This is a genomic window from Nonomuraea guangzhouensis (genome assembly GCF_019396345.1).
In the GTDB taxonomy this organism is placed as follows: Bacteria; Actinomycetota; Actinomycetes; order Streptosporangiales; family Streptosporangiaceae; genus Nonomuraea; species Nonomuraea guangzhouensis.
In genome coordinates, this window is sequence record NZ_JAHKRM010000026.1 from 82,547 (window position 1) to 95,188 (window position 12,642).

10 protein-coding genes are annotated in these 12,642 nt (G+C 70.4%); 7 read left to right on the top strand and 3 right to left on the bottom strand.

Going from position 1 to position 12,642, the window contains the following annotated elements; genetic code table 11:
* Window positions 1-35: 35 nt before the first annotated feature.
* The gene (gene pgfA, locus KME78_RS43295; RefSeq protein WP_219535422.1) at window positions 36-953 is read left to right on the top strand and encodes a cell envelope lipid trafficking protein PgfA; all 918 of its coding nucleotides are present in this window, start codon (window positions 36-38) and stop codon (window positions 951-953) included.
* Between the two features lie 128 nt (window positions 954-1,081).
* Window positions 1,082-2,188: an NAD(P)H-dependent flavin oxidoreductase gene (locus KME78_RS43300; RefSeq protein WP_219535424.1), complete on the top strand. Its 1,107-nt coding sequence runs from the start codon at window positions 1,082-1,084 to the stop codon at window positions 2,186-2,188.
* 53 nt (window positions 2,189-2,241) lie between these two features.
* On the opposite strand, the gene KME78_RS43305 is transcribed toward KME78_RS43300, so the two are convergent.
* Window positions 2,242-3,051: a crotonase/enoyl-CoA hydratase family protein gene (locus KME78_RS43305; RefSeq protein ID WP_219535425.1), complete on the bottom strand. Its 810-nt coding sequence runs from the start codon at window positions 3,049-3,051 to the stop codon at window positions 2,242-2,244.
* A gap of 192 nt (window positions 3,052-3,243) precedes the next feature.
* Between KME78_RS43305 and KME78_RS43310 the strand changes: the two genes are divergently transcribed.
* Genes KME78_RS43310 through KME78_RS43330 form a run of 5 tightly spaced genes read left to right on the top strand, consistent with a single transcriptional unit; the run spans window position 3,244 to window position 9,437 of the window.
* Window positions 3,244-4,794, top strand: coding sequence for an acyl-CoA synthetase (locus KME78_RS43310; protein WP_219535427.1), 1,551 nt, complete (start codon window positions 3,244-3,246; stop codon window positions 4,792-4,794).
* Window positions 4,784-5,680: a Zn-ribbon domain-containing OB-fold protein gene (locus KME78_RS43315; protein ID WP_372455071.1), complete on the top strand. Its 897-nt coding sequence runs from the start codon at window positions 4,784-4,786 to the stop codon at window positions 5,678-5,680. The genes KME78_RS43310 and KME78_RS43315 overlap by 11 nt, the downstream gene beginning before the upstream one ends.
* Entirely contained in the window at window positions 5,680-6,699 is a 1,020-nt protein-coding gene (locus KME78_RS43320; RefSeq protein WP_219535429.1) for a thiolase family protein, read from the top strand. The genes KME78_RS43315 and KME78_RS43320 overlap by 1 nt, the downstream gene beginning before the upstream one ends.
* A gap of 3 nt (window positions 6,700-6,702) precedes the next feature.
* Window positions 6,703-7,851, top strand: a complete 1,149-nt coding sequence (locus KME78_RS43325; RefSeq protein WP_219535431.1) for a thiolase family protein — start codon at window positions 6,703-6,705, stop codon at window positions 7,849-7,851.
* The gene (locus KME78_RS43330) at window positions 7,851-9,437 is read left to right on the top strand and encodes an acyl-CoA synthetase (protein ID WP_219535433.1); all 1,587 of its coding nucleotides are present in this window, start codon (window positions 7,851-7,853) and stop codon (window positions 9,435-9,437) included. The genes KME78_RS43325 and KME78_RS43330 overlap by 1 nt, the downstream gene beginning before the upstream one ends.
* A 43-nt stretch (window positions 9,438-9,480) precedes the next feature.
* On the opposite strand, the gene KME78_RS43335 is transcribed toward KME78_RS43330, so the two are convergent.
* The gene (locus KME78_RS43335; RefSeq protein WP_219535435.1) at window positions 9,481-10,149 is read right to left on the bottom strand and encodes a hypothetical protein; all 669 of its coding nucleotides are present in this window, start codon (window positions 10,147-10,149) and stop codon (window positions 9,481-9,483) included.
* 11 nt (window positions 10,150-10,160) lie between these two features.
* Window positions 10,161-12,599 carry a P-loop NTPase family protein gene (locus KME78_RS43340; protein ID WP_219535437.1) on the bottom strand — a complete coding sequence of 813 codons (2,439 nt, stop codon included), beginning with the start codon at window positions 12,597-12,599 and terminating at the stop codon, window positions 10,161-10,163.
* Between the last annotated feature and the right edge of the window lie 43 nt (window positions 12,600-12,642).

Here is a 12,642-nt window from a genome sequence, read left to right on the forward strand (position 1 = left end):
GTTCTCGTATCCCTCGACCGCCAGGAGGATCCAGAATGCGACGCACACCTGTACTCGTTCTCGTTGCCGTCGGGGCATTTCTGGTGGTACTCGCGGGCATGGTCCGCTTCTGGGCGGCGGACAAGATCATCGCCGCTCCCGCGGCCCAGTACAGCGTCACCAAGCTGCAGGCTCCGGGCGCCCAGTACTTCTCCATCGCCGACGGCAAGGTGCTGACCGCGGACCTCAGCATGCTCGTCACGACCCGTGGCGACGTCAAGGAGGCCACGGACAACCGGGTGGTCTGGGACCAGTTCACCGTGGTGGACGACGTCACCAACAGCAAGCCGCAGATCAGCCTGTCGGAGCGGCGCAGCGCCTTCGACCGGCGCACCGGGGTGGGCGTCAACTGCTGCGGGGTCAGCGTCGACAAGGAGCCGGTGAAGCTGGAGGGGCAGATCTACCTGTTCCCGTTCGGCACCGAGAAGAAGACGTACCAGGTCTTCAACCAGACGGCCAAGAAGGCGTTCGACACCACCTTCGTCGGTGAGGACACCGTCAACGGGCTGCCGGTCTACAAGTTCCAGCAGGTCGTCCCGCCCACGAAGGTCGCCACGCTGACCGCCCCCGGCTCGATGTTCGGCGTGACCCAGTCGGGCGACATCCAGCTCGACCGCTGGTACGAGGGCACCGACACCTACTGGGTCGAGCCCAACAGCGGCGCCCCGGTCAAGCAGGAAGTGCGGCGCAACGAGACGCTCAAGACCCAGGACGGCGTCGAGCGCGCCAAGGCCCTGGTCGCCACCGCCTCGTTCACCCCGCAGACCATCACCGAGATGGTGCGTACCGCGACCGACGCCAAGAACCAGATCACGCTGCTGAAGACCACGATCCCGATCATCCTGGTGGTGCTCGGGGTGGTCGCGCTGGCCCTCGCGGTCATCCTCGGCCGCCGGCGCCGCGAGAGCGAGTAGCCCACTTACTCCTGACAGAGGGCGCCCCTGATCAACGGGGGCGCCCTCGTTCGTTTGTACGACCGACGAAAAGTTCTAGTACTAGAACACGTTGCAGTTTCTTCGCCACCGGTCGTATTGTCGGGCCCATGCGGACACGTGTGACGGACATGTTCGGAATCGAGCTCCCGATCTTCGCCTTCAGCCACTGCCGGGACGTGGTCGCCGCGGTCAGCAAGGCCGGCGGCATGGGCGTACTGGGAGCCCTCTACTTCACCCCCGAAGAGCTCGAGATGGAGCTCAAATGGATCGATGACCACGTCGACGGCCACCCGTACGGCGTCGACGTGGTCATGCCCGCCTCCTACGAGGGCGCCGACTTCGCGCCCGAGGAGCTGGTGGGCCGCCTGCAGACGATGATTCCCGAAGGTCACCGGAAGTTCGTCGAGGATCTCCTGGCCGGACACGGCGTTCCCGCCCTGTCGTCGGACGCCGACGCGGGCAAGGTCCTGCTCGGCTGGACGGACGCCACCGCCCGTCCGCAGGTGGAGGTGGCGCTGCGGCACCCGATCGCCCTGCTGGCCAACGCGCTGGGCCCGCCGCCCGCGGACGTGGTGGAGCTGGCCCACTCGCACGGCGTCAAGGTCGCCGCCCTCGCCTCCACCCCGCGCCACGCGCTCAAGCAGGTCGAGGTCGGCGTGGACGTCGTGGTGGCGCAGGGTACGGAGGCCGGCGGGCACACCGGCGAGATCTCCACCATGGTGCTGATCCCTCAGGTGGTGGACGCGGTGGACGTGCCCGTCCTGGCGGCGGGCGGCATCGGCAACGGCCGCCAGATGGCCGCCGGCATGGCCCTGGGCGCCGAGGGCGTCTGGACCGGCTCGCTCTGGCTCACGGTGGAGGAGGCCGACACCCCCGAGATGGCCAAGCAGCGCATCCTGGCGGCCACCTCACGCGACACCGTCCGCTCCCGCAGCTGGACGGGCAAGCCGGCCAGGCTGCTCAAGAACGAGTGGACGGACGCCTGGGAGTCGCAGGAGTCGCCGGGGACGCTGCCGATGCCGCTGCAGTTCATGCTGGTGTCGGACGCGCTGCGACGCATCGGCCGCTCGGACGCCGCCGAACTGGCCACCTTCCCGGCCGGCCAGATCATCGGCATCACCAACCAGGTCCGGTCCACACGCGACGTCATGTACGCGCTGATGGAGGAGTACGCGGAGGCCATGGAACGCCTCGGCCGCATCACCGGCGACTGATGATCGTGCGCGAGGTAGCGGGCGCGGTCCCGCTACCTCGCACGCCCTCTTGCTCAGTGCCCCTTGTAGACGGCGGGTCGCTTCTCCTTGAAGGCGCGGGCGCCCTCGCGGGCGTCCTGGGAGCCGATCACCGGCCAGCCGATCTCGTCCGACACCTTGAGCGCCTCCGGCTCCGACAGATCGAGGGTCTCCCGGTACGTACGCAGGATCGCCTGTACGGCGAGCGGGCCCGAGGCGGCGATGTCGTCCGCGATCTCCCGTGCCACCGTCAACGCCTGACCATCCGGTACGACCCGATTGACCAGCCCCATGGACAGCGCCTCCGCCGCGGTGATGGCGCGGCCGGTGAGCAGCAGGTCCATGGCGTGGCAGTAGGCGATCTGCCGGGGCAGGCGGATCGCGCTGCCGCCCATGGGGAACAACGCCCGCTTCGCCTCGAACAGCCCGAGCGTCGACGACTCCGCCACCACCCGCAGATCGGTGCCGACCAGCAGCTCGGTGCCGCCCGCCACCGCGTAGCCCTCGACCGCCGACACGATCGGCTTGGTCGGCAGGTCCTCGCGCAGCAGGCCCTTCCAGTGGAAGTTGGGAATCTGGGCGGCGCGGGCCTGCACCTCGGCGTCCGTCGAGGGCTGTCCCATGGCCTTGAGGTCGGCGCCGGCGCAGAAGGTGCCCGCCGCGCCCGTGAGGATGGCGGCCCTGACCTCCGGCTCGGCCGACACGTACGCCCAGGCCGAGGCCAGGCCGATCAGCATGTCGGAGGAGAGTGCGTTGCGGGCCTCCGGCCGGTTCATGGTGACGATCACGACGTGGCCGTCGCGTTCGACCTGGCAGTGGGGGGTGCTGATCGGCAGGAGCTCCACGGACGCCTCCAGGTAACGAATCAAGCGCTTGTTAGGCAGCGATCCTACCGCGTGGAGAGCGGGCGGACGAAGATGACGGCAGGACCTCGATCAAGCGCTTGCTACAGCTTGGACGCCGGGATACGCTGCCCAGGCAAAACGAGAACAAGTTCTTGTTTATCGGGGCCTCGGACCACCTGAAGAGGAGTTTCGATGGGCACGCTCGGTTTCTGGCGGCTGGCGCAGGCGGATCCGGACTGGATCGCGTCCGTCGATCCCGACGGTACGGAACACCGTGCCGGCGACCTGCTGGCCCGGTCGAACCGGCTGGTGCACGGCCTGCGCGAGCTCGGGCTGAAGCCGGGAGACGGCATCTGCGGCCTCGTGCCGAACGGTGTGGACGGGCTCGTCCTCTACCTGGCCGCGTTACAGGCCGGCTGGTACTACACACCGATCAACTGGCACCTGACCGGACCCGAGATCGCCTACATCGTGGCCGACAGCGAGGCCCAGGCGTTCTTCGTGGACGCCAGGTACGCGGTCGAGGGAGTCAGGGCCGCCGAGGCCATCGCGGCCGAGCGGCGCTTCGCCGTACAGGATGCCGATATCCCGGGGTTCCGGCCGATCAGTGAGCTGACCGCCGGGCAGCCGGACACCGCGCCTCCCGACCGTACGGCCGGGCTGACCATGCACTACACCTCGGGTACGACCGGCAAGCCCAAGGGCGTCCGGCGGCCGCTGAACGGGCTCGACCCGGACGACGCCGCCGAGATGCTGTCGTTCCTGCCGGGCCTGTTCGGCATCACCCGGGGCCGGCCGAACGCGCACCTGATCACCTCGCCGAACTACCACACCGCCGTCACGCAGTTCGGCGGTACGGCCCTGCACATGGGCCACACGCTCGTCTACATGGACAAGTGGGACGCCGAGGAGATGCTCCGCCTCTGCGAGAAGTACCAGGTCACCAACTCGCACATGGTGCCCACGCACTTCAAGCGCCTCCTCGCACTGCCCGAGGAGACCCGCCACAAGTACGACCTGTCCTCGCTCAAGTGGATGATCCACGCGGCCGCCCCCTGTCCGGTGCCGGTGAAATGGGCGATGTTCGAGTGGTGGGGCGACTGCGTCTACGAGTACTACGCGGCCACCGAGGGCGGCGGCACCCTGGCCACGCCGGAGGGCTGGAAGGCGCACCCGGGCACGGTCGGCTCGGCCTGGCCGATCAGCGAGCTGCTCATCGTGGACGACGCGGGCGAACCCGTGCCGACCCGAACCCCCGGGACGATCTACATGAAGATGCTCGGCACCGGGTTCGAGTACAAGGGCGACCCCGAAAAGACCGCCGCGAACCGGCTCAAGGAGTACTTCACGGTCGGCGACATCGGCTACCTGGACGAGGACGGTTTCCTCTACCTGTGCGACCGCAAGGCCGACATGATCATCTCGGGCGGCGCGAACATCTACCCCGCCGAGATCGAGAACGAGATCATGATCCACCCCAAGGTCGCGGACGTGGCGGTGTTCGGCATCCCGGACGACGACTGGGGCGAGCAGATCAAGGCCATCGTCGAGCCCGCGCCGGGTTCGGCGCCCGGCCCCGAGCTCGCGGCCGAGATCCTCGCCTCGCTGGAAGGCCGCCTGGCCCGGATGAAGTGGCCCAGGTCGATCGACTTCATCGAGGAGATGCCCCGCGAGCCCAACGGCAAGCTGCTCAAACGCAAACTCCGCGCACCCTACTGGGAGGGACACGACCGTGCCATCTGAACCGCTGGTGGCGGAGCACATACTGGAGTTCCCCGGCGGATACATGCGCACGACCGGGCCGGTGATCGGGCGGTTCCTGACCGAGCTGCGCGCCGGCCGGATCGTCGGCGTGCGGACCCCCGAGGGCAAGGTGCTGGTGCCGCCGCTGGAGTACGACCCCGCGAGCGGCGAGGCGGTCACGGACGAGTTCGTCGAGGTCGGGCCCGCCGGGACGGTGACCGCGTGGGCATGGGTGGACGAGCCGCGCGACAGCCACCCGCTCGACCGGCCGTTCGCCTGGGCGATGATCAAGCTCGACGGCGCGGACACCGCGCTGGTGCACGCGGTCGACGCGGGCAACGCCAAGGCGGTGCAGATCGGCACCCGCGTGTGGCCCGTCTGGCGGACCGAGCGCACCGGTCACATCAGCGACATCTCCTACTTCGCGCCGGAAGTCACGAAGATCGTGTCCAATGTGCGGGCCGACTACCGGCTGCAGGTCGGCGGCGGGCTGCTGACCTTCCTGGAAGGCGTCGAGCGCGGCGTGTTCCTCGGCGGCCGGTGTCCGACCTGCGACAAGGTGTACGTCCCGTACCGCGTCTTCTGTCCCCAATGCGGCGGCCCGATCGGCGACCAGCTCGAACTACCCGACACCGGCACGATCACCACGTACGCCATCAACAACCTGCCCGACCCGCGCGCCCCCGAAGTGCCCTTCGTGTCGGCGTACATCCTGCTCGACGGGGCGGACATCCCTATGATCGCGCTCGTCGGCGGCGTCCCGGCGCACGAGGTGCGGCAGGGCATGCGGGTCAAGGCCGAATGGGTGCCCGAGGACGAACGGACGAAGTCGATGGCCAACGTCCGATGGTTCGCCCCCACCGGCGAGCCGGATGTGGAGCTCTGATGCGTGAAGTAGCCGTTGTCGCGTTCGCCCAGACCCGCCATACCGACCATGACGGCGGCCTGAGCGAACCCGAGCTCATCCTGCCCGTCATCAACGAGGTCAAGGAGCTGACCGGGCTGAAGAGGTTCGGCTTCACCTGCTCCGGTAGCTGCGACTACCTCGCGGGCGCGCCGTTCTCGTTCGTCTCCGCGCTCGACGCGCTCGGCGCCTGGCCGCCGATCTCCGAGAGCCACGTGGAGATGGACGCCGCCTGGGCGCTGTACGAGGCATGGGTACGCCTCCAGCACGGCGACGTCGACTCCGCCCTGGTGTACGGCTTCGGCAAGTCGTCACTCGGCGACCTGCGCACGATCATGACGCTCCAGCTGGATCCCTACTACCTGGCACCGCTCGGCCTCGACCAGCTCTCCTTCGCCGCCCTGCAGGCCAGCGCCGCCGGCGCCGACCGGAAAGAGCTCGACGAGATCGTCCGGCGCAGCCGGGCCGACGGCCGGGCCAACCCGTACGCGTTCGACCTGCCCGAGGACGTCACCGACGAGTACGCGGTCGAGCCGATCAGGAAGTCGGACGTCGCCCCCATCACGGACGGCGCGGCGGCGATCGTCCTGGCGGCCGGGGACCTGGCCAGGGAGCTGTGCGCCAAACCCGCCTACATCAGGGGCATCGCGCACCGTATAGAGCCGCATTACCTGGGTATGCGGGACCTGGCCCGGTCGGCCTCCGCGGCCGATGCCGCTCGTGCCGCGGGGGTCGGCAAGGGTCCCGTCGAGGTGGCCGAGCTGCACACCCAGTTCGCCCACGAGGAGCCGATCCTGCGCCGGGCGCTGGAGCTCCCCGACGGCACGGTGATCAACCCGTCCGGCGGCCCGCTGGCCGCCAACCCGGTCATGGCCACCGGCCTCATCCGCATCGGCGAGGCGGCCCGGCGCATCCACGACGGCACGGCCGCCCGCACGGTCGGCCACGCCGCCGGCGGCCCCTGCCTGCAGCACAACCTCGTGACCGTCCTGGAGGCATGAGAAATGGGCAACAGGTGTGCCGTGATAGGCGTCGGCCAGACGTACTACACGACCAAGCGCAGGGACGTGTCGATCGCCGGACTGGTCCGCGAGGCGGCCGTCAGGGCGCTGGACGACGCCGGACTGACGTTCAAGGACATCGACGCGGTCGTCATCGGCAAGGCGCCCGACCTGTTCGAGGGCGTGATGATGCCCGAGGCGTACCTGGCCGACGCGCTCGGCGCGGCCGGGAAGCCGATGATGCGCGTGCACACCGCGGGCAGCGTCGGCGGCTCCACGGCCCTGGTCGGCGCGAGCCTCGTCCAGGGCGGCGTGCACGACCGGGTGCTGGTCGTGGCGTTCGAGAAGCAGTCGGAGTCCAACGCCACCTGGGCGCTCTCCACCCACCTGCCGTTCAGCGCGTCGCTGGTGGTCGGGGCCGGCGGCTACTTCGCGCCGCACATCAGGGAGTACATCCGCAGAACCGGCGCGCCCGAGCACATCGGCACGCTGGTCGCGGTCAAGGACCGGCTGAACGCCCTCAAGAACCCCTACGCCCACCTGAAGATCCCCGGCATCGACCGGCGGATGGTCGAGTCGACGCCGATGCTGTGGGAGCCGATCCGCTACCTGGACACCTGCCCGTCCAGCGACGGCGCCTGCGCCATGGTCCTGTCGTCGGAGTCGGCGGTCACCGGCACCCCCGCCTGGCTGCACGGTACGGCCATGAGGTCCGAGCCGATCTTCCGCGCCGGGCGCGACACGGTCAGCCCGCAAGCGGGCAAGGACTGCGCCGCCGACGTCTACCGGCAGGCGGGCATCACCGACCCGCGCCGCCAGATCGACGTGGCCGAGGTGTACGTGCCGTTCTCCTGGTACGAGCCGATGTGGCTGGAGAACCTCGGCTTCGCGGCCGAAGGCGAGGGCTGGAAGCTCACCGAATCGGGAGCCACCGCCCTCGACGGCGACATCCCGTGGAACGCCTCCGGCGGGGTGCTGTCCAGCAACCCCATCGGGGCGTCGGGACTGATCAGGTTCGCCGAGGCCGCGCTCCAGGTACGCGGCATGGCGGGGGAGCACCAGGTGGACAGCGCCAGGCTGGCGCTCGGCCACGCGTATGGCGGGGGAGCCCAGTTCTTCGCGATGTGGATCGTCGGACGGGAGAAGCCCTGATGGAGTTCAACCACGCTGACCTGTTCGAGGGCATCGCGGACGCGATCGGCGACCGGGTGGCCGTCGTCTGCGACACCGAGCGCCGCACCTACGCCGAACTGGACGCCGAGGCCAACCGCATCGCCCACTACCTGCTGGAGCTCGGCATCCAGCCTGGCCAGCACGTCGGGCTGCACCTGTACAACAGCATCGAGTACATCGCCGGGATGCTCGCCGCGCTGAAGATCCGCGCGGTGCCGATCAACGTCAACTACCGCTACGTCGAGTCCGAGCTGCTCTACCTCTACCGGGACTCCGACATCCGGGCGCTGATCTACGACGTGGAGTTCGACGCGCGGGTCGCGGCGGTCGCGGGCGAGGCGCCCCTGCTGAAGCACCTGATCTCGGTCGGCGGTCAGTCGTCCGTCGCGAGCGCCGTGCCGTACACCGAGGCCATGAAGCGCGGCGCGCCCTCGCGCGGCTTCGAGCCGCGCTCCGGGCAGGACGTCTACATCATCTACACCGGCGGTACGACCGGCATGCCCAAGGGCGCGATGTGGCACGTCGAGGACCTGTTCATGGCCTTCGGCGGCGGCAACCCGTACGGCGAGCCGCTCGCGACGCCGCAGGCGGTGGTCGACCAGGCGGCCGAGAAGGAGCCCATGGTCATGATGGCGGCCGCGCCGCTGATGCACGGGGCCGCGCAGATGGGCACGTTCATCAGCTGGTGGATGGGCTCGACCGTGGTCTACGTGCGCCGGTTCGACGCCGACACGGTGTGGCGGTCGGTCGGGCGCGAACGCGTGGCCACGATCAGCATCACCGGCGACGCCATGGCCAGGCCCATGGCGGAGGCGATGGAGAGCGGCGACTACGACGTGTCCTCGCTCATCGTGATCAGCTCGACCGGCGCCATCCTCACCGGATCCGTGCGCGACCGGCTCCAGCGGGCCCTGCCGAACATCATGATCCTGGACAACTTCGGCTCCACGGAGTCCGGCTTCACCGCCTCGGGCGTGGCGGGCTCCTCGCCCGAGAAGGGGCTGCGCTACCAGCCGAACGCCACAGCCGGACTCGCCGTGCTCGACGAGAAGCTGCGGCCCGTCGAGCCGGGCTCGGGCGAGCTGGGCACGGTGGCCAAGTCGGGGCGGGTCGCCTTCGGCTACTACAACGACCCGGAGAAGACCGCCCGTACGGTCGTCACCGACGCCGAGGGCACCCGGTGGCTGCTGACCGGCGACCTGGCCAGCGTCGACGCCGACGGCACCGTGAACGTGTTCGGGCGCGGGTCGCAGTGCATCAACACCGGTGGCGAGAAGGTGTTCCCCGAAGAGGTGGAGGCGGTGCTCAAGGGGCACGAGGCGGTCTTCGACGCGGTGGTGACCGGGGTCCCGGACGAGCGGTGGGGCAACCGGGTGGCGGCCGTGATCGAGGCGCGCGAGGGGGCCGGGGTGACGGCGGACGAACTGGACGCGCACTGCCGGCAGCACTTGTCGGGGTACAAGGTGCCTCGTACGTACGTGTTCGTCGACGAGATGGTCCGCTCACCGGCGGGCAAAGCCGACTACCGGTGGGCCCGCACACAGGCGGAATCCGCCGGCGCGTGACCTTTGAGCTCAGCGGCTCGTGTCGCGGGCGTGGAGTGCTGGGTCAGCGGCTCGTGTAGTGGCGTAGGTCGGCTTCGACCTGGGCCGCTTCGTCGGCGTGGCCTGCCCGCTTCAGCAGCTCCAGCCGGCCGCGCAGTACGTCGCCCAGCATGGCGCCCAGATCCCCGTCGTGCAGGGCCCCGTCGCCGGTGCTGTCGCGGGTCAGCAGCAGCCCGCGTAACAATTGGTCGGCCGTGCGCAGCGCGTCCTCCGCCGCCTCGTGGTGGCCCAGCTCCGTTCGGCAGAAGCCGAGCCGGGCGTGGGCCACGGCGCTGAGCAGATCGTCCTCGATCACCTGGGTACCCCGATGCAGCACGACGCTGGCCTCCAGCCCCCGCCCCGCCGCGATCAGCGCGTCCCCGAGCATGAGCATCCCCTTGCCCAGCCGACCCATCAGAACCGGGTCGCCGGCCGCGGAACGCTCCAGCGCCGCCACCGCCTCACCCAACGGCCGCACCGAGTCGGCGTGCCTGTCCTGCAGGGCGAGGGCGGCACCCAGCGACAGCCCGGCCAAGGCCCGCCCGGTATGCACCCCGGCCGCATCGCCCCCCTCGGCCAGCAGTTCGTCGTAGACGGCGACGGCCTCCCTGGCCCTGGCCTCCGCCTCGGGCCCGTCGTCCAGCTTGAGCAGGGGCAGCAGCTCGGCGCTCCGCGTGAGCGAGTCGGCGAGCACGGTCCGATAGGTCAGGTCGTCCCGCCCTGCCTGGCGATGGCGATGAGCTCCTCGACCAGCGGGTGGGCCTGTTCGAGCTGGCCGAGCAGCAGATGGCACCGGACGAGCCGCTGCCGGGCGAGGGCTTGGTCGACGGCGTGCGCCGGGCCGGCCGCGTAGCCTTCGACGGCGATCCTGGCGTAGCCGATGGCCTCGTCCGTCCTGCCGTCCGCCAGCAGACCGTCCACCAGCGCCGTCGCCGCCTCGGCCGCCGGCAGCAGCACCATCCCCCGCAGCCGAGCGGCCCTCGCCTGGACCGGCGGCAACGCGACCCGCGTCCCGGCTGGACCGGTCAAGGCCCGCTCCTGCACGGTCATGGCTCGGTCCTGCTCGGCCTGTGACCAGGCGATGGCCTCCAGCGCGTCGCGCGGCCGATCGAGCGCCGCCAAGGTCGCGCCCAGCACCGCGTACGTCATGGCCGCGACGACCGGCTCGTCCAGCTCGTCACAGAGATCGGCGGCCCGCTCGACCTGAGCCAGAGCCTCAACGGCCCGATCCCGCCCGAGCAACGCACCGGCGTGGACACACAGGGACCGCACCAGCATGCCGCGTCCTTCGTCCTCGACGGCGTCGCCCAGCAGGTCGATGGCCTGCTCGACGGCAGCCGTCCCGGGCCGCCCCAACTCGTACTCCAGATCTCCCAGCACCCCCAGCGCGAGCCCGAGCCGACCCCGATACCGATCGGGATGGACCGCGGCCAACCCCTGGAACACCCGAACACCCAACTCCGCCCCCGCGACGGCCACCTCGCTGTCACCCTCCGCCATCGCTCCACGGACGAGGCACTCACCCAGAGCCTCGTACGCCACACCTGGCGCCCACTCCAGCTCACCGGCGGCCATCTCAAGCGCCTCGACAGCGGAGACCAGATACGGCACAGCCTCCTGTTCGTACGGAGTAGCGGCGGCGAAGATCTCGGCCGCCTCCGCCGCAGCCGCTTGGGCCTCGCTCACCCTGCCCGCCGCCACCAGCCACACCGCCGCCTCGGCCAGCGCACCGGCCAGGGCGATCCGGTCGTCACCGGCACGCAGGTGCTCGACCCGGAGCTCGGCCAGCGTCGCCTCCAAACCGCAAGCCCCCGCAGACCGCTCCAGGCGGCGGGACCCCTCCCGCCGCAACCCCAGCGCGGCCACGGCAGCCGCTGTCTCCGGGTCCCCGTGCAGCGACCGGAGCACGGCATCAAGCCGGTCACCGAGAAGAGACTGGACACCGAGCCGCGAGGACGGCTCCGCCAGTAGCTCGCCGAGCCGGCCGGTGACCAGCGACCGCAGCGCCGACCGTACGGCAGGCCGCTCGCTCGACAGCCGTAAGACGTCGAGCATCCGCACCAGGTGCCCGGCCGTCCTGGCGGGATGGTCGTACACGGCCAGCACCAGCGCGGCGAGGCCCTCGGTCTCGTCCAGGAACTGCTCAGCCACGACCTCCGGCCCCAAAGGCGCCAGCCCAGCCTCGGAGGTGCCTGGGAAAAGCCTGGTCAACCAGTCGCCCAGGGCCAGTCGGCGGTCGTGTGCCTCAGGGACCGCGGACAGCAGTTCGCGCAGCTCCTCGCGGTCAGGCGTGGTGAGCGTGACCAGGGCCACCGCCTGCCGGGCCGTCGCGGCGTCCACCGGCTCGTGCCCGTCCGGCCATACCGTCATCCACTGTTCCAGCTCGTACATCAGAAACCGGCTGAGCAACTCCCCATCCGCCGCGACGTCGTCCCCACGCAGCCGCATCAAGGCGGCCAGCTGTAAGCGCAGCGGATCGTCATACCCCGGATCGCCGACATCGGGCAGAACGGCCCGGGGCGGTGCGAACGCCCGCATGGCCGCCGCCGCGTGCGCGACCCGCTCGGCGGCCGTCAGTGGACGGCGGCCGAGTTGAACGGTGATGGTGTTCAGCCCCTCCGGCAAGGGGCCTCGCCACCACTCGCCGTCGGTGGATTCGCGGGTGAGCAGCAGGATCCTGACCCGGGGACGGTCCTGCCGGCCGGACAGGTGCCGGACGAGCTCGCCGATGGCCGCCGCCGACGGCTCCGGGTGGTCGAGAGCGAGGAGCGTGGGGCGGAGTACGTCGAGGCCGGTGGCGCGGTGCGGGTCGGGCAGGAAACCGGCGTCCCATCCGGCTTCGGTGAGCTCGGTGCAGAGTTCGCCGGCCAGCCGGGTCTTGCCCGTGCCGCCCGCGCCCGTCAGCACCGCGATCGACAGAGGGCTCGGGTCGTCGGCCCAGGTTCGCAGGGCCGCCCGTTCCTCGTCGCGGCCCAGGAAGGGGACGACCGCGTGGTTCGGCGTCAGCAGCGGCCAGTCGGGGCAGTCGGGCGGCAGCGGTTCGCGGGCGGGCAGCAGCAGGCTCGACAGGGGGAGCAGGCCGTCGTGACCTGCGTGAACCTCGACGACGCGCTCGGCCCCGAGGCAGTGCGGTGGCCTGTCCATGGGGTCCGCCTAGTCGCTACGTCCCGATGTGTCGTCCTCGACG